Below are 17,529 nucleotides of genomic sequence, written 5' to 3' on the forward strand. Positions count from 1 at the left end.
ATCAGTCTGAATGATGACTTAAGTGGAGAATTACGTTGTGTTTCATCGGGATAAAGAATGCTTTGACAAGGTACAAGTGTCGCTGAAGGTGTTTTGGATTCGGACGGGGTGAGGGTGCAGGTCATAGTATCACCACTACACGATTACAAAACCCATGTATAATGCATCTTCTGTCACACCTGTACTTATCACAATTTCTAGATATGGATCATAATCTGTTCCTGTATTATCGGAATAGTAACATCCGTTGGCGTATCTGGTAGTCGGTGATGAGTTGAGATAATCGTGAGTGTATTCTCGTATACAAACTTTAGTATCGCCACTGGTGTTGATATCACTTATACCGGTGCTGTTGAACACAATTTCGTTGTATTGTGACAGTGCCCATGTAACATGTCCGTATTCACTGCCAGTGAACGCCGTCATGGTCCAGTTAGCCAACACGTCATCCTGTATGCTTTTCATGGCACATACGTCAGAATCAGCTAGCCCGTACCCGTATAAAAAAAGAGATACGCTATCCACTGTGCCGGTTACTGCCGACGTATCGAACCAGAACCAACTCCGATACAACGCATAAAATGGGGCGGCGTATTTTGCCTCGGCTGAGTTCCCATTGTTCACTATGTCATTAAATGCGGCGCTCGGTGTTGCTTGATCCCGTATTGTTGTCCACGACAATGCATTGGCGATATACGACATCCCGTCTCTGGTATCTGCGTAATGTATAGACGCGTCTATGAAAAACGGAGCGTTGGCAGTTTGCAGCCATTTCCTACCCATATCGTTCGCGGTTTTGGAGTATATGAATTTCTTACCACTGACCTCTAGCCTGTGGTCGATTCCCCTAGCCATGTGTTCATTATCTGTCCACATGCTCGGACGTTCAAACCACAACTTCGTCCCATCCGATGATACAAAAACAAAGCGCCCATACTCGTTTTCTATATACGAATTGCTACCATCGTCATACTCGTTTATACAATTCCATCCTGTAAGATGAACCTCGAACGATATACTAAAATCAGATACGGGGTACTCTGTTTTTATTGCTGTCTGCACAAACGCTTCATGCACTTGAGTATGGAATCCCACATTATCGCTTAATTCGTGGTTGATAATGCATTGCTCGATTGTATCCAGTGATACCTTACGAAAACCAGCAAGCGGCAATATTATACTGTTAATTGTTGCAGAATAAATAGATAGTTCAAACTGTTGCCCGTGGTCGTTGTGTGCACGGATTCCCATATATTTTTGAGGATTACCGTCCTTGCGGAAACCAACACTGACCATGTTCTTGCTAGATATCATGTCTTTACCATTGTCCTGAAATGATAGATCAATGTCTTCCATGATACCGGAGGCAATGTTTTTGTAATGAATTGGTTTTGCATGGATCTGCATTATCTGTTTGCTAGGGTCGTCGGCATGTGCGAATACCTTGTGATTTGGACCGCGTAGTGCGACTATTTCATTGCCATACATTATATTACCTCAACTGAAACCAAGGCTTGCACCGCCGTACCACGCGCCGTTCCTGTACTGCAGGGTAATAATATCCTCTGCTCCTGCAGCTGTGCTCAGAGTGGGAGCTGAACCTCCTGCCCATTTTATAGTACTTACCCATGTAACTGTCCTGCTACCCGTGCCATCCTGTACAAGTCTAAGGGAGAGTCCGGCACAGTCCAGCCCTGTCAGGGTTATGGAACATGCTGCTGTGAGGGTGAGCTTCTGGTAGTTCCCGTTGTTCTGGTCAATTGTGATGGCAGTACTGCTGTTCCCATTGTCGTGTTCTGCAGTGGTGGTGACAACTTTTGCACCCGTCAGGTTCTTGCTACTGCAGTCCAGATTTCCACCCAGTACAGGGGTCGTGTCCTCGGATAGTTCTGTGCTGGGAGCAGCTGCCCAGAGGGGATTGGCTGCTGCACCCTGAGTTTTGAGATAATTACCACTTGTTCCGGCTGCGAGTTTTGTCCAGCTGGTGCCATTGAAGTATATGACATCTCCATGGGATGCACCTGAGAGCAGTTGTTCCAGGGTGACTGAATGTGGATTGTTAGAGAGTGCTCTGTGGGTCGTATTTGCAGCCACATCGGTATTATTGGAAACCTCTGTATCAAAATCAGTTATTGTGCTTGCCAGTTGAGTATGACTTTCAGGCGTGAACTCAGTGGGTTTGCCTGTTATCCCTGTCCAGGGTACTGCGTCTGCTGAATCTGCAGAATTAACCTTGCCGTCATCGTTGCTATCGTAGATTGATTTGAGCATGTCACCCACACCAGCAGAGGCCATATCATCCATGGTGGCAAAGACATTGGTGGCACTGGGTAATGCCGCTCCTGACATTGCAGCCTTTTCATCTGATGTAGGATCATTTGAATTGCTATGATGGGCAGTTGTGATTGCAGCATGTGAAGAGATGGCAGATGTGACATCAATATCCCTGGCAATGCTCGCAGCTATCCTGGCATCGTCAAGGATTCCCACTGATGCATTGATGGCAGTGACTATCTCACTGCCTGTCATGTCGGCTGTAGCACTGCTCTCGATACCATTGAGCTTGGATAGAAGAGTATCAGTGAAGTTGTTCTCAGACTTGACATAGGTCGTTCCATCCGGGATATCGTCCAGAGTGTCTGTGACCTTGTTCAGATAGTTTGAGATCTCACTTGCCAGGACAAATGCAGATGCATGGTTGCCATCGAGAGTATCAGCATCCAAACCACTTGCTGCGCCATCTACAGTTTTGATGGATGCGAGCAGTTCAGTTGCAGTGGGATTGACCTGGGCACCAGGTTCGATTCCGGAGAGTTTTGTCCTTTCAAGTGCAGAAAAATGAATATCAATGTCTGCTTCATGAGTATTGATCTCATTAGCACAGTTCTCGATCCCAGTCTCTATGTTGTTGAGATTGGTCTCGTTGAGATATGGAGCACTGTCATTTGCCCAGGTAGTTTTTGTGTAGTTGACGGTCATCTGAACACTCCCATTATCCATGATGCAATCAGTGCAACCCCACCAGCGAACCCGGCCTGATACCACTGCTTACGCTCGAGCGTTGTGACCCTGCCTTCGAGACATTCGAAATCATCGCAGTGCTTCTGACTCGAATGAATTGAATTGTCTACCTTCTGCTCGATTCTTCCGACTGCCCTGCAGATGTCCTTGATGTCGTTATTGATCTGCATTATGAGGTCATGTTCTGGCATGCTCTTTCTCCTTAAACTGTCCACACCAGTTGTCATGTGGAACAATGGGGAAACCATGTCCAGCAACAGGTGCCGAATATCTGCAAAATCCCTCGGTTACTAGCATGGGTTTATAGAATCCACATCCTCCGCAGCATTCTCCCACAGACATGTTTTTCATTCCTCTGATTTGTTTCCGGATGCTCCAGGGGTTGCCAAGGCTGCTATTGCAGTTATAGCGCCGGTGACAAGAGTTGTTTCCACACTTGCACCAAAATAGCTTGCAACAGCAGTGATGGCTATTATTCCACCAATTGCACCGATGGCTGTCTTTGTATCTGAGATCATAATGTCCTCCTAATTGTAGAACGTAGAATCATTTGCGTAGCTGTATCGGGAGCCAGTTGGTCTTATCACCAATTGCTTCAGGATATTCTCGGCTTCAGCTGCATAGTCTTTGAGCTTCCTGCCAGTATCAAAGAATTCCACGCTGGCATCGTTTTCTGAGATCTTCTTAACGTCAGTCTTGACAAGATCCGGATTTGTGGTCAGCAGCTGGTCAATGCTCTTGAACAGAACATACTTCGTTGCAAGAGTAGCTGCTGAACCTGTGAACGATGTCCTGTTGGTCTTGATCTTGAGCCAGTCTTCTGCAGTATCTGCAATCGTTGAGATGATTGCATCTGTGTATCCGGTGGGGAGGGACAGCTGCAGTTCATCTTCGACATCTTGCTTGGTGATCAGGGACATCAGTTCACCTCAAAAAAGAAGCTGTGACCATTTGGTCACTCTTCAGGCGTTCCAGCTTCATCCACCGTTGATTCAGGACTCTCCTCAATGGGTTCGGTGTATTCTACTGCATGTCCTGAGTTGATCAGTATTTCAGCAGTTGCTTTGTCGGTCTCGAACACATCCCCTTTGTGAAAGATGTCACCATTGCCAAGCATCTGAGTACCAATGGTCAGCTCAAGCTTGACCTTCTTTGCAGCAGCCATGTTCATGCTCCTGTAATGGCACCAAATGCATCTGATTTGCCGGCAGTGTCTCCGTACTCGTAGTACATTGGAAGAACACGGTCCACAATATCGAAGTCGAAGACCATCTGGTCAGGGTTGTTTGGATCCAGAAGTTTGAACTCCTCGGCAATGACAAGCTCTGCTACGTCTGCTCCGATGTCTCCACCATAGATGGTTCCTTCAGTCACAGATGGAGTGACAAGAATGTTTGGAACTTCCTCCTTGATCATTTCCATCCATGTGCCAGCTGCACCAGGGACTTTCTTACGCGCTTCTGCTGCATTGGTAGGGTGTAGCATTATGAACTGGCAGTCAAATCCATCGGTTTCGATGGTTGCTTTGAGGTTGACGATGTCCTGATATGGATTCTGGTCGTCGGTGAGTGTTCCGGACCCCCAGTTCTGGCCAGCGGTCACAGCGTTGTTGTAAATGTCTGCAAGACCATCTATTCCAAAGGTGGAATCTCCATTGATAATAATGTCATCTTCCAGACGGGCTACCTTCTTGGTTGCTCTGTCCTGTGATGCGGATTTGAGCCTCTTGGAACTGAACATATCAATTCTGGAAAGACTGTATCCTTTGTGGAGAATTGGAATGCCCTTTGCTTTCCTAGTCAGGTTCAGGGTGTCCTTGCTTCCAGGGGAGAACTTGCTGATAATCTCAGCATCGGCCATGTCGGTGAGCTTATCGTATCCGAACTCCTGTGCACCTTTGTCAACACCGAGTGGTGAGAGGATCTTCCTTGCAACGAGCTTTGTCTCAGCTACACCGATGATGTTCTTTCTGATCTTTCTCTTTTCTTCGAGGGTAAGTACTGCCATGGTTTTTACCTCCTTCCTATCTGTACCCAGATGTTTCCTGTTGCGGCCTGACTTGACTTGGCAATTGCCACGCACTTCTTGAGATCAGCGAGCAAGGTTGCTGCAGATGTGGTATCTGGTGTGAGCGTAGCAACCTGGGTGACTGTAGAATGAACTTCCAAGAAGTCATTGATAGTCACTGCACCGTTTGCGGGAATTTTGATAAGGCCCACAAGAACTACACTACAAGCATCACCGTCTTCAATGGAGTCTTTCTCAGTGGGTTTCTTAACGAATCCAACAACTGTTGCTGCAGAGTCAGTGGCTGCCTTGATTTGATCCGTGGAAGTACCTTCGATTACAGGAGCATACCAAGCACCATCTGCAAAGGCAATTGCACCTTCAGCAACCCGAGTTATGATCTGATCTTCTGTAATCTTATATCCGGTTTCGACCATGTTTAGTCACCTCCAAGGTAAAGACCTGAGAGACTTCCACCGTCGTCTGTGGAATTGAGCTGCTGGCCACCGGATGCACCGATTTGCTTGCCAGCTTCTGCCTTAATAGCCGAGATGGTACTCTTGATGACAGCGACACTGGGCTCTGCCTTGAGGAACTCTGTCATCGTTTCTTCGCCCATGCAGCTCTTGAGTTCTGTCATAGCAGCATCCATATCGGACTGTTCCTTAAGCTGCTGATCACGTGATTCCATAGCTGCCTTTACAGCTGCCTGTACGGTACTCTCAAGCTTTCCTTCTTTGTCCTTGAGCTCCTGACGGAGATCTCCAATTGTGGACTTGAGACTTTCAATCTCTGTTTTCTGTTCAGAGATGGTTGATTCAAGTTTTTGTGTTACGTCGTCGGCGATATTCACTCCTCCAGGAGTATTTGATTCAAGTTTTCGGTTATGAGTATATAAAGGAAAGTTGAAACTCGACAACATCGAGATTGTGATAGTAACATTATGCATGGGTTCGAGATCGCTCTGGATCTCATCACCGAGAGAAAGATTATCGTCCCTGTCAAATATCAGGAACTCTCCGGGCCCAATAAACATGGCTTCGTTGATGATTCTGGTCTTGAGGATATCCTCGTCAGTACAATCATCTCCCCATACGTAGACAGATATTTCACGGATTTTGACAAGCTTGCCTGCGTTGTTTTTGGCAGCTACATCGAAGTCATGGCGGTCTTCGTCATCGCTTACGGCTGCAATAGAAGAAGCAATGGGGATGCCACAGCCCATTTCAAGGGGGCATCCAGGGGTCTCAGGATAGATTACAAAAGCCAATCCCGAACCCTGCAGCTTCACGACTTCCCCACCATCGGTAATAGTGGCATTGATTGATTCCTGGGACACACCATTGTAAGCGGGAGAATTGACGATATCAACACACTTCTGGGTGAGGCCACCTACCGTTGCCATTATCGTATCGCCTTCCTGCCACGATTTGATAATGTTTCCCTCTTCTCTGACTCGGTGGTTTATCGAAATTGTACCACCGGTGAAAGTTTCCGCACTTGAGTTTATAGCATCTTGAACAATGGTGTATATCTTGCCATCTGCTCCTCGAGCTTTGGTGCCTGCTTTTACAATGGGGAGGGTGACGGTGTCCCCGGATATGATTGGTTTATCAGATAGAACAGTTGAAATTATCATACTCTGATTTCAGACTCTGGAGTATAAAAAGGAAAGTTGAAAAGAGAGGAACGAGGCATGTGAATTGGGAAATGTATTGTGGGAGAGTGGGGTAGTGTGTATACACTTAAAAAAGCTTGCATGCCTCTGGGCTTTAATTAGCACAGTCATATTAAAGTTTGTCGATTTTAAAAAGTAGTTAAAAAATTTATAAAGACCCGTCATTAATTGGAATCTGACAAAATCAAATACTATAGCAAATGGCGTACCACGATATACAACATACTCAATATTCGAAGTCGATATAGTTATATCTTAAGAATGTGTGACTGTTGCTATGAAAGCTTTATCTGTCATGACTGTGCCGATGGCATTGGTGCTTACTAGTGTGATTGTCTATTTATCAGAAAATGTGACATTGGGAATTGTTTTCTTCATTATAATGCTTGTTTTGAGTGCACTTTGGGCGATTCATTCAAAGTGAACAACTTTGCAGTTGATGTGATCATTGACAAAAGGGGGTCGACAGGCATGGGGTTTAGTGTAAGAAGACTTTGTCACGCCTGCCGAGGTTCATGTAGAACCATTTAATGCACTGTCTTGTTTTTACTTAATTTTTGGCACTGGATGCTGTCTATGAATGAATAACAATCTTTATCATTTACTAAAAAATAATTAGTTAATATGGAACTTGATTAACTTTTGATGAGTTAAGATGCTGATCCAAAATAAAGGGAGTGAGATACATTAAACCATATACAGCAATCGTTTTATTTGTTTTTTTGTTAGCAAGTATAGGCATCGTTACTGCGGTAGATAACAACAGTTCGGAATTCGACCAAAAATTTGACGAACTCATGGAAATGTACGAGGCACGGGAACAGGCTAAAAAAGAAGTCATATTTACTTCAGGAATAGATGTTAACGAATTGGGTGAAGTAAAAAATAATCCAAACATCATAGAAGCAAGGGGTAAAATGCTGATTGTAGATACGGAAATAAAGAGGGAAGTTTTATTTGACAGGTATCAGCAAATCGGGGAAAATACAAGAGATGAAATAATTGAGAAATATGCTTCTCTAGATGGCGTTGTAATCGGTCAGGGATATAATTACAATGGATATATAAAGTTTCAAATTTTGAAAGGTTCAGATGTTGATGAAAACACATTAAATGCGTTGTATAATATAATTGAACAAGAAGCAAACAAAGTGGGTATTGAAAATGTACCCGTTGTGTTTGAGTATGTGGAAATTCCACATGAAGATGTTGAAGCACCATATGAAGTAGATAATGGTGGCTCATTGCGTGTAATAACTGAACAAGAAGCAAGTGATATCGATATGCCAACTGAAGAAGCTAACAACTCAACACCAGGCTTCTCAGCTTTGACACTGCTGCTGATGTTCTCAATACTGATGCATGTCAGGCGGGATTAGGGGTTTTGAATATCCATCCCTTTTCTTCATCATATTCTAATCCTGCATTTTTCTTCATCTCTTCGAATACCGAGGGAGGTGTATCAAGTTCGTCATCTGAAAAATATATCACTTGTCTACACCTGCAATTCGGAGAGTGCATCATCTCAAATGCCATATCTGATTCTGGTGTTCCATATTCAAATACGCTACCACTCAATGCGCAATGGTCAGCACGAGAACGAGAGTCACAAACGCACACATATCTCCAAAATTTGAACCCCATTCTCTGATACTCTGAAGCTCTGCCTTGCTCCCACGCAGTGTGTGTAGCTGTTCTGGATAACATATCAGAATAAGCCTGAGTGTTAGTGACATAAGGACGTGTGATTGTCTTCTCAACCTTTCTGAGAGTGCCATCTTTTCCCACTTCAATGACTTTACGGGTCTTGCCTACATTGTTGATAGTGATTTTCTCGTTTCCAGAGAAGACATCTTCAGCGTATTGCTTGACCTCTTCGGATATCTCCTTGTATCCTTTCTCCTGCTTGAGTAGATCCCTGGATTTGTCCTTGATCTGCTCACCGACATTACGATTGAACTCTGAGATGTATCCAAAATGTTCAGCTGAGAGTTTCTTGATAGCATTCTTCTGAACGTTGGTCAACCGAGTGGATGGCCTGACATCGTCCGAACCTGCCTTGTAATAGGCTGTGATACCAGCCACAAGTGCATCGGACTGTGAGGCAGTTATAGTGAGGACTATCTGGTCCACTTGCTTGTCAATTGTTTCCGGATCAGGGAGTTCAGGTGGCATTACATCAGACCTTTCATAGCTGCACGAGCTTCTTCATATGCTTTCATCAATGTCTTTGCCAGCCCACCATCATCTTGTTCACTCGGTTCTAAATCCTCTATGGTACTTTGAACGGAGGTTGCTGAACCACCACCGAACGGAACAGCTGGAGTATTGTTAACATTATCAAAGTTGTCGAGATCCAGGACACCAAATCCTGCCTGTTCAGCTGCAGTTTGGATATCCTTCTGGGATGCACCCACCTGTTTCATGATTTGCAATCTCTTAGCATCCTGCAGTTTTGCCTGTGCAATCTTCAACTGGTCCTTCACATCAGCTACATCGAGGATGAACTTACATTGGATATCCTCAAAGGTGAATTCGCCGGACTCATCCTCAAGTTCGAATGTCCATGACTTACCCTCGAAGTGCTTGCGTATCAGTTCATCTGCAACAGATTGGTAATCCTGTCTTACCCTTGCATATGTTGTGTTGAAGAGTTCCAGGATGGTCCTTGAGGTTGCAAGTTCAGAACCATTCGCTTTGACCAGGGATACAGGGAAACCAAATGCCTGACCAATCTCCTCATCCAGAATGTCTAGCATGGTTTTGATGAAGTCGGAAGGGACCGTGCGACCAGATTCGACCACTTCCAGGGAAGTATCAGGTCCTGAACTGAACACACCACCGTCCTTCAGGCAGGATATGATATTCGTTGCAGCTGATTTGACACCTTTGACCCATGTATTGTAAGCAGAATTCAGATAACTGTACTGCTCTGGGTCAGTGGATGCCATATCTTCAGGTGGTTGCTGGGGTACACTGGTGATGAGCTGCTTCTCTCCATCTACAGTGGTCTCGATAAGGACACCATTCTTGATATGAACGAATGGAGACAGCACTCGGAATATGATGTTGGGAGAGTTGGTCAGGAGTAGACGTTTGAGCCATATGGCAAGAACAGCAGAATCAATCGGTGCAGGTTCTCCAGGTTCAACCCTATGCATGGCTATGATACGGTCAGATGAATCTACTCTCAAGCCAGTTACATCTGTGATATTGTACTTTGATTTGACCTCTTCCCAGATGGCCCTTGCACCTGCTACCTGTAGGCCACCTTCAATGTATGTTTTCCCGCCCGGGATGAACCAGGAATTGTGTTCTGTGGTTGTTGTGGAATCCGACCATGCATCGTTGATGAAGATCTTCTGGTGATATGCCACGATTGATGTGTCCCATGGGTCACGATAGGTGGTGATGGTGGAATTGTCCAGGGGGGAGAGCTGGTCGATCTCTTCGGAATCACCTTCATAATCGATTCTCCTGTACGAGTGCCCATGTTTGATACCGTAATCAATGAAGTCTTCCCGGAAGCAATCTACAAGATCAAGGTCCTGGATGAACTGTTTGATCTCTTCAATTGCAGGAGAGAACTTCTTGTCATCGGTGGTTTCAATGTGCCAGCTGCCGAGAATGGTGTTCTTTAGGAATGGAGTGATGGTACCTTTCAAAAGAGGATCCACATTGAATGCTTCATCTCTCATCGAGGATGTTACCTCAAAGCTGGAACCATCTGGAAGTTTGGCCTTGGTTTCGGTGATCCATTTCAGGGTCGTGGTATAGGAATCATAAGGATCCGTGCCCATGTATGCGCCCACAGCTGGTTGAGTATTTGTAGGCTTAGTTGATGATAATCGATTGAGGATAGTTGAGAAGAGTTGCATACAGTGATTTCAGTGGAGTGAGTATAAAAAGGAAAGTTGAAAAATGCAAGAGGCATGTTAACTGGGGATTTTATGGGTGGTGGTACATCCATGTAAAAGAACTCACATGCCCCATATGATATGTTAACGCCGTGATATTAATATATATCTGTTCCAATCTTTTATTAATATATTACCAAGTGTTTATATTAATCGAAATCATGTATCTTTTTTTTTGAAGAGCCGACCATAACAAAATAATATGAGTAAAAACACAAATTAATATATGCAATGTATATACTACTCCGGAATCAAAATTGGTGATCATTACGATCTCTCCCAGGGTTGGTGTGGGATTGGAGAACTTTACAAACCTTCATCTGATGACATGCATAAATACTGCTTGACTCCAGACTTCAAGCTCTGTCCACGCTATATGGCACTACATGATCCATATTGAGATAATGTATTTGCACATGTTCACGCCATCATCCCACCACTAACACCAATCTAAAAAACAATCGATATTTGATGATTGAGAGACGTCGATGAGTTTGAGGCACCAAAAAAAGATTAAAATCAATACATAAACGCTAATTATCAACCGTGGCTATAAAAAAGTAAAGAAGAAACTTATATGCTCACTTCTTCTTTAGTATCATTTCCAAATAATATGTAATTCTGATAATCCTTTCCGATTTTTTTAAGAGCTTCGGGATTAGTCTCGGCAAAATAACATGCTGCATCCTTGCTGACTTCACCATCAATTACAATGTCGTAGTAACTGAGTTCTCCCATCCCAGGAACAGTTGTTTTTGTGTCACTTTTTTTGAGATATTCCATATTTACTGATTCAGGCGGGAAATAGTTCTTTCCTTCTATAAGGACAGTTCTGTTGTTTTTAGCAAGCAATGTGCCATTCAAAGTAACTTTTCGTGTAACTCTAACCATTTTAAATCACTTCTTAGATGATAAGGAAAGTGAATACTTTCATGGATATATATCTATTCCTGTTTTGGTTTAGACGAACAATGTTTGAATGAATGTCACCGATGTCGTTTTTTTGTGGATTAACGTTTTATCATATTCTCATCCCACCACTAACACCAAATCCCGCTGAGAATCTCGGAACACTTGCTCTAGGTTTCTCCGGAGGCAACAGCTCAGTCAAAGCCCACACCAATGCATCCACTCGATCGGGGCTCTTTCCTTCGCCCGGGATCCAATCACACATCTGGTCCTCGAGTGCAGGGAATGAACCAACGTGATGTATCCTACCCTGTTCGTAGTAGGACGATATCGGCTCAGCTCTGGTCTGTTTACCTCTCGATGCATGAACAGCCTTGAATGGGATCCCTGAATCAACTGTTCTCAGGGTATGCTCGACCATCTCACCACCGTTGTTGGTCTCTCCAATTACCCGATCAGCATTGTGTTTGTTGAAGCTTGAGATGGCCTCATGTGCCCACTGCTTCGGTGATACATGGCATGTATAGTCACCCAGGATGTATCCATGCTTGTTCTTGTCAATCCCTGCAACGACAATACCTGTGTCATCTGAACCGTCCTTTGATGTAGCTGCGGGATCCACACCGACGACCACTCTAATGAGGTCAGGTATTTTGGATACTCGATTGTCATCAATGTCTTTCCTCTGCCAGAGTGCATCAGGATTGTCGTCAAGTATCTCAGCATTGAGCTCTTGCCGGCCTAACCTCGTACCTTCATATTTGCTGATGATGATATCCACAAATGCAGGAGCGAGGTTCGATACATTGTCGTATGTACTACCCTTTGTGACTGCTGTTACAGGATTCTTCAGGATATCCTTAACCAAGGGAATGGGCCTTGGTGTGGTGGTGATAGCACACCTAGGATCATCTCCCAATCTTAAGCCAAACTGCAACATATCCCATGTTTCTTGGGGATACTTCCACGCGGCAATTTCATCACACCAGGCAGTGTCACATTGGGGACCTCTCAACCTGTTAGGTTCCTCGGCTGAGAACAACATGGCAACTGCACCATTCGGCCAGGTCAACCTTCTCTTTGATGGTTCGTACACTGGCTTGTTCCAGGGAGGACATACTGCCAACAATCCAGAGTCACCTTCAACCATGGTGTCCCTGGCATCTGCAGCGGTGGGAGCAACCAGATGAACACGCTTGGCCTTACCGGATTCTATCCTGTCCCTGATCCATTCAGCTCCACATCTCGTCTTACCGAAACCTCTCCCGGCAAGCAACATCCAGTATTGCCACTTTCCATCCGGTTCGAGTTGGTTCTGACGGGCCCAGAACTTCCAGTCATATTCCAGTTGAACAATTTCCTCATCGGTGAGTTCACTCAGAATCTTCGTTCGTTCCGATTCTGGCAGCAATGCTATTGATTCGGCTAACGACCTTATCTCTCGTTGCATCGATGTTCACCTCCTGGAAGTTGAATTGGACTTGTGGTGTGGTTTGGTATTTACCGAGGACTTTGTTGATGATGTCAAGGCCGGTGTAGACTTTCTCGATTGCTTGGACTGCAGTGCGGTAATCGCCTTCTTTTTTAGCCTTCTTGCAGATATCCTTGAGCTCATCGATACATGCCATGGCTTCATCGATGGTGTTAATTTCTGCCTCTGCTACCTTGGCCTTGAGTTTGTCACTCTTCTCAACTGCTTGGACCTTGGCTTTCTCATGTGAAGCAAAGAACCTCTGCACGGAGGACGTTGCAATATCCTGCTTCGATTCGGATGACAGTGTCTGGGCAATCTCAGCATGTGACTTGTCTTTACTTCTGAGTTCAACAGCTCTTGATTCGAGCGCGTACTTTGTGATTTTATTTATTGCCATGTTGATTCGCCGTTATTCGGGTTTTATTCGGTTCGATGGTGTGATTGCAACTGCACCAGAGAACTTCACACACGGGGCTTCTCTGTCAATCCTCATGCCTGATTAGCCTCCAATTCATCAATCTCTTTTAGTGTCCTCACAAACCCCCACAGATGAGGTGTATTTGATGGATTCTTCAGTTCGTCGAAGTACTCTTTGATGATTCCATTCAGTTCATCTTCATCAAATGTCAGGGTCCATGTCTTCCCAACTACGTTGACCATTCACTTCCACCCCCTCATCCTCAACTGTTCTACCCGGCTTGTCACAACAGAAGCCCTGTAAGGATAATCGTTGCAGAACTCAAGCATGAACATGCCCATGTCCGGAATGATCATTGAAGGATATCTTCTCGTGACGTAGTTGATGATGGTCTGATCAAGTTGAGCAAGTTCTCCACGAAGTGAGATCTCTTCTTTTCCATCTGTCCGGATATGAAGGTCAGGTTTTGGCAAGTTTGGGAAATTTTCGAGATAGTTATCTAGAAATTCGCTCATATTTGCCTCCATTTGGCAACGCTACCAGCACATGCTACCAAGAAAAAACAACTAAAAACGCTAGCTAGATACGTGAAGCTACCGAAGATACCAATGATACCAACTTTTTGTGTGTATATATGAGAATTAACACGTTGTAAAAAACAATGTATAGTATATCGTATAATACTAATGTTATAATTTATAGTGGTAGCTTTGGTAGTTATGGTAGCTATATGTATATTGTTATTGATTATACTGTAAATTTTACTGGTAACAATGTGGTAACTATTTGGTAGACTGGTTAAACAACGCATTATGTACCTCCTCCCTACAAAACCTGACAATTCGAACCTGTTTGTTGTTTCTCCGGGTGTTGAAATCGTTTCTACCCGGCGCAGTTTTGATTATACCATTCTCTTTCCAATCCCCCAACGCTCTCTTCGAGTCGTACCCGGTTCTCTGTAACATCTTTCTGAGTTCCCCAGGAATTACATCGATGTAATCAGTGTCTATCCAGCCGTAGAACTCACCGCTGTATCGCTGTTGATTAGTGTCGGGCAGTGTAGAGTCACAGAAGCATACATTCTTACTGTTCGTCCAGTCAATTACGTCCTGCAGTGCTCGGGTAGAATAGTTCTCAATCGGGTTTTCACCAACGCCTTTTACAAAATAATGATCAATTGTTTCATGTGGACCCATTGGCTCGATACCAACGTCATAGAACACGTCCTCCAGTAGCATACCCGCAACGAAGATTGCTGCATATGACCCTGCCAGCCTGTTCGTTTTGACATTATCCTTCGTGATGTATCGCTGTCTAGCCATTTGATACATATCAGACAGACGATGCCGATACTCATTCAGTTTGAAAAAATATGGTTCTGCAAAATGACCATAGTTATCCTTTCTAACATCAGCAGCATTCTTCACGTCTTCGATAACACCTTGCGGAAGACCTCCACGCACATCAATCACACGTACCTGTTGGCCAGAGTAGCTCTTATGTGAGGTTATCGACTTCTCGCCCGTGGTCAGTGCAACAGTCTTCCATTTACTCGTACTCCGAAGCCCACCATCTTTATGTCCTCTCATCCTGCCTTGCTCGTTGGCAAGCATATAGATGAGTGCCTTGAGGACTTCCTCAGACTGTTGTGTGCCCGTCTCATCCAGATACAGGGGTAAGTCGGTGTACATCTCCGCAAGGATCTCAGCAGCTGTCTTGGTGGTATCTCCATTGAATCTCAGAGTGTCTGCATCTCCGATCATCGACATAGCCAGATCATTGCTGAAGGTCTTGCCTGTGCTTGACTCACCGTTGTGATCTACCAGGAAGGATTGAACGTTCAACAACCTTAGAAGTGGAGCCGTGAAAACTGCATACATCTTCAATCGAATCAATGGCAAGTGGATTATCGGTTTAACAGCTGCTATCCACTCCTGGATATCCCCGGCCACTTCCAGACCATTATGAGCTTCTTTCCTCAAAGGGATGATATCAAGAACATTACCTTCTGAAAAACCACGCTTCCCAAAAGCAAAGATGGTATCATCACACTTCCATCCGTTCTTCTCAGTGACGAACCTCCTAGGCATATCCCGACCGTTCACTTGCAGACAGGTGCTGAGATACCCATTCATCGTGGAACTGTCCTTCTCGATGAGATTGATCCCACGGTCAGCCAATTTCATGATACCTCTACGGCTCAAAGCATCCTGCTGTGAGACCCACTCACTGTGAGACCGATTGTAGATGTTCATGAACTGCAGCTGGACCCAGTACTCACCTGTATCGATGTTCTGACCAGTAGCAATGGGAATGCAGGGGGTTCGACAGAAGGTGACATAATAAGGCTCATCTCCAGACTTCTTTTCCAGCCGGATACACCCGTCTTCGATATTGTATCCAGCAGGCACCTGGAACCCAGACCACTTACCACCGCGTTGACCATTCGAAAGATACCAATCTTGTGACCTGGTCTCTTCACAGATGTTGTACAGGGACTGACCAACTGCCACATCTTTCCGAAGCTCGTCTCTGTTCAGATAATCAAGTATATTTGATTTAATTCTCTTCTCAAGCCTACCGTCAAGTGTGCCATTTGGGAAGGTATCTGTGATAATGTCCCGGTTCTGGTTAAATATAGGTGAGTGGATAGTGTACCTGATATCTTCGCCTTCTTGCTGGAAGGAGAGTTTGCAGTGTTTCACATCGTTGATGCTGAGGATGTCGCCTTCAACTATACCATGGCTCAAGGTTTACCTCCGTTTTTCCTGTTAGTCAGGTTCATGAGAATCCCAACTCTTCCACAACACAGGGCTGTACCATTGTATCAACCACAGGTTCACCTATACCAATGATCTTCTCATAGTTCCTCATACACCACATCCTGATGCAGTCCCGGTAGAACCGGGTAGCCAATGTTCTATCCCCAGCAAAAACAACAGACACACCCCTGTTTTCCAACGATGCCAAAGAAGCAATCTTCTGGGGTACCAGGGATGTCTTCTCCCGGGTGTTAGGTGGCATATAATGAAGCCATGAAGTCGTATCACACTCAACCACAATGATCATCTTATCAAAACGAGGGTCAGCATGGAATCGATCTATCTCACGATAGAATCTCTCCCTATTGCCAAATAGTGTCCCATAAAAATCTTGACATGTCTTCCTCTCAACCAGTAATCCACCAAACTTGTCTTGGAAATGTCCTGAATGACCATCGATGAAGAACTGATAATCCCCCACCTGGTTGAAAGTGCATGTCTGTTTCGGAGGCATGGGTCGCATAGGATATCCTATCTCATTCTCTGACCACGGGAGTTGTTCATTCTGAGCTACGAATACAGTGATATCGAGTTTGTCTATCCATTTTGAGAGCCTGTAATCGAGCTTGCCTTTCGATTTGGTGTCGGTGGGATCATGTTTGACAGCATCATTGTAGCGGATGATTTCGAGTTCGAGGGTGGGGAGGTCAGTCATTTTTGACCTCCAACATCTTCACACACTTGCATCCATGTATCCAAAAAACAGAGAGGATGTTCATGCATCCACCCCTAACGTTGTCTGTGTACCTGCCTTTTCGTCCACTTTGTTCAAACTACATGCAATCCCGGCAAGGTCATTAGGGATAGGTTCCTTGTTGTCCTCGTCAACAATCCATATCTGTTTTGGATTACACTCTCTGAGCAGAAGGGATGCAAGTCCAATTGCTTCCTTTTTGGTCTTGGCACATTTCGTCACGGTATCAAATGCCTGACCGTTCCACCATGCACCGTATATAGCGTAGGTCATGCATCATCCACCAGTGGACACTTCCCCATATTACCAGGAATCCTATTCGTAAGACCACAATACCAGTTGACCCGTGGTCCATTCACAGTATCGATGGTCACTCCTTGCAGGTGATTACATCCGGAGCTCTTACACTTGGCAGTTGATGGACTCATTCAGAACCCTCCTCGTCATCTTCGTTTTCTCCATAGACTGCAAAAAAAGCGGAGATGGTTCTCTCCCAGCAGCACATCACTCCCCCCTCCAATCGCATCTCATCAACGAATACATCCCATACCAAGAACACCCATTATCATCAGGGTCGGGTAGATGTGTA

23 protein-coding genes are annotated in these 17,529 nt (G+C 44.8%); 1 reads left to right on the forward strand and 22 read right to left on the reverse strand.

The features are described 5' to 3' along the window. Nucleotides 1-135 precede the first annotated feature (135 nt). Genes V7O66_RS13790 through V7O66_RS13835 form a run of 10 tightly spaced genes read right to left on the reverse strand, consistent with a single transcriptional unit; the run spans nucleotide 136 to nucleotide 6,667 of the window. Nucleotides 136-1,488 (reverse strand): hypothetical protein, encoded by a 1,353-nt coding sequence (locus tag V7O66_RS13790; protein ID WP_406660886.1) that lies wholly within the window; start codon nucleotides 1,486-1,488, stop codon nucleotides 136-138. A 9-nt stretch (nucleotides 1,489-1,497) separates the two neighbouring features. Then, nucleotides 1,498-2,979: a hypothetical protein gene (locus V7O66_RS13795; RefSeq protein ID WP_406660887.1), complete on the reverse strand. Its 1,482-nt coding sequence runs from the start codon at nucleotides 2,977-2,979 to the stop codon at nucleotides 1,498-1,500. Then, nucleotides 2,976-3,212, reverse strand: coding sequence for a hypothetical protein (locus tag V7O66_RS13800; RefSeq protein ID WP_406660888.1), 237 nt, complete (start codon nucleotides 3,210-3,212; stop codon nucleotides 2,976-2,978). The genes V7O66_RS13795 and V7O66_RS13800 overlap by 4 nt, the downstream gene beginning before the upstream one ends. Continuing rightward, on the reverse strand, nucleotides 3,199-3,363 hold the full coding sequence (locus V7O66_RS13805) for a hypothetical protein (RefSeq protein ID WP_406660889.1): 165 nt from the start codon (nucleotides 3,361-3,363) through the stop codon (nucleotides 3,199-3,201). The genes V7O66_RS13800 and V7O66_RS13805 overlap by 14 nt, the downstream gene beginning before the upstream one ends. Nucleotides 3,364-3,368: 5 nt before the next feature. Next, a complete protein-coding gene (locus V7O66_RS13810) occupies nucleotides 3,369-3,539 on the reverse strand; it encodes a hypothetical protein (RefSeq protein ID WP_406660890.1) in 171 nt (56 codons plus the stop codon). Between the two features lie 9 nt (nucleotides 3,540-3,548). Continuing rightward, on the reverse strand, nucleotides 3,549-3,941 hold the full coding sequence (locus tag V7O66_RS13815; RefSeq protein WP_406660891.1) for a hypothetical protein: 393 nt from the start codon (nucleotides 3,939-3,941) through the stop codon (nucleotides 3,549-3,551). A 35-nt stretch (nucleotides 3,942-3,976) separates the two neighbouring features. Continuing rightward, nucleotides 3,977-4,186, reverse strand: a complete 210-nt coding sequence (locus tag V7O66_RS13820; RefSeq protein WP_406660892.1) for a hypothetical protein — start codon at nucleotides 4,184-4,186, stop codon at nucleotides 3,977-3,979. Nucleotides 4,187-4,188: 2 nt separating this feature from the next. Continuing rightward, complete coding sequence (locus V7O66_RS13825; protein WP_406660893.1) at nucleotides 4,189-5,028, reverse strand: encapsulin; 840 nt, start codon at nucleotides 5,026-5,028, stop codon at nucleotides 4,189-4,191. 5 nt (nucleotides 5,029-5,033) lie between these two features. After that, entirely contained in the window at nucleotides 5,034-5,465 is a 432-nt protein-coding gene (locus tag V7O66_RS13830) for a hypothetical protein (RefSeq protein WP_406660894.1), read from the reverse strand. Nucleotides 5,466-5,467: 2 nt separating this feature from the next. After that, complete coding sequence (locus V7O66_RS13835) at nucleotides 5,468-6,667, reverse strand: hypothetical protein (RefSeq protein WP_406660895.1); 1,200 nt, start codon at nucleotides 6,665-6,667, stop codon at nucleotides 5,468-5,470. A gap of 761 nt (nucleotides 6,668-7,428) precedes the next feature. On the opposite strand from V7O66_RS13835, the gene V7O66_RS13840 reads away from it, so the two are divergent. Next, nucleotides 7,429-8,085, forward strand: coding sequence for a hypothetical protein (locus V7O66_RS13840; protein WP_406660896.1), 657 nt, complete (start codon nucleotides 7,429-7,431; stop codon nucleotides 8,083-8,085). Here V7O66_RS13840 and V7O66_RS13845 read toward each other — a convergent pair. The 12 genes from V7O66_RS13845 to V7O66_RS13900 form a co-directional block, all read right to left on the reverse strand. Then, nucleotides 8,072-8,881, reverse strand: coding sequence for a phage minor head protein (locus tag V7O66_RS13845; RefSeq protein ID WP_406660897.1), 810 nt, complete (start codon nucleotides 8,879-8,881; stop codon nucleotides 8,072-8,074). The genes V7O66_RS13840 and V7O66_RS13845 overlap by 14 nt on opposite strands. Continuing rightward, nucleotides 8,881-10,506: a hypothetical protein gene (locus tag V7O66_RS13850; RefSeq protein ID WP_406660898.1), complete on the reverse strand. Its 1,626-nt coding sequence runs from the start codon at nucleotides 10,504-10,506 to the stop codon at nucleotides 8,881-8,883. Before V7O66_RS13850 ends, V7O66_RS13845 begins: the two co-directional genes overlap by 1 nt. A gap of 690 nt (nucleotides 10,507-11,196) precedes the next feature. After that, the gene (locus V7O66_RS13855; RefSeq protein WP_406660899.1) at nucleotides 11,197-11,514 is read right to left on the reverse strand and encodes a DUF427 domain-containing protein; all 318 of its coding nucleotides are present in this window, start codon (nucleotides 11,512-11,514) and stop codon (nucleotides 11,197-11,199) included. A gap of 130 nt (nucleotides 11,515-11,644) precedes the next feature. After that, a complete protein-coding gene (locus V7O66_RS13860) occupies nucleotides 11,645-12,982 on the reverse strand; it encodes a DNA-packaging protein (protein WP_406660900.1) in 1,338 nt (445 codons plus the stop codon). Next, on the reverse strand, nucleotides 12,906-13,403 hold the full coding sequence (locus V7O66_RS13865) for a hypothetical protein (protein WP_406660901.1): 498 nt from the start codon (nucleotides 13,401-13,403) through the stop codon (nucleotides 12,906-12,908). The genes V7O66_RS13860 and V7O66_RS13865 overlap by 77 nt, the downstream gene beginning before the upstream one ends. 92 nt (nucleotides 13,404-13,495) lie before the next feature. Beyond that, on the reverse strand, nucleotides 13,496-13,666 hold the full coding sequence (locus V7O66_RS13870; RefSeq protein WP_406660902.1) for a hypothetical protein: 171 nt from the start codon (nucleotides 13,664-13,666) through the stop codon (nucleotides 13,496-13,498). Beyond that, on the reverse strand, nucleotides 13,667-13,939 hold the full coding sequence (locus tag V7O66_RS13875) for a hypothetical protein (RefSeq protein WP_406660903.1): 273 nt from the start codon (nucleotides 13,937-13,939) through the stop codon (nucleotides 13,667-13,669). A gap of 267 nt (nucleotides 13,940-14,206) precedes the next feature. Then, a complete protein-coding gene (locus tag V7O66_RS13880; RefSeq protein ID WP_406660904.1) occupies nucleotides 14,207-16,174 on the reverse strand; it encodes a DUF927 domain-containing protein in 1,968 nt (655 codons plus the stop codon). 31 nt (nucleotides 16,175-16,205) lie between these two features. Next, nucleotides 16,206-16,901, reverse strand: coding sequence for an ERCC4 domain-containing protein (locus V7O66_RS13885; RefSeq protein WP_406660905.1), 696 nt, complete (start codon nucleotides 16,899-16,901; stop codon nucleotides 16,206-16,208). Nucleotides 16,902-16,961: 60 nt separating this feature from the next. Then, on the reverse strand, nucleotides 16,962-17,213 hold the full coding sequence (locus V7O66_RS13890; protein ID WP_406660906.1) for a hypothetical protein: 252 nt from the start codon (nucleotides 17,211-17,213) through the stop codon (nucleotides 16,962-16,964). Beyond that, nucleotides 17,210-17,368, reverse strand: a complete 159-nt coding sequence (locus V7O66_RS13895) for a hypothetical protein (protein ID WP_406660907.1) — start codon at nucleotides 17,366-17,368, stop codon at nucleotides 17,210-17,212. The genes V7O66_RS13890 and V7O66_RS13895 overlap by 4 nt, the downstream gene beginning before the upstream one ends. Beyond that, nucleotides 17,365-17,499, reverse strand: coding sequence for a hypothetical protein (locus tag V7O66_RS13900; protein WP_406660908.1), 135 nt, complete (start codon nucleotides 17,497-17,499; stop codon nucleotides 17,365-17,367). Before V7O66_RS13900 ends, V7O66_RS13895 begins: the two co-directional genes overlap by 4 nt. Nucleotides 17,500-17,529 lie beyond the last annotated feature (30 nt).

The organism is Methanolobus sp. ZRKC3 (genome assembly GCF_045291275.1).
Lineage (GTDB): Archaea > Halobacteriota > Methanosarcinia > Methanosarcinales > Methanosarcinaceae > Methanolobus.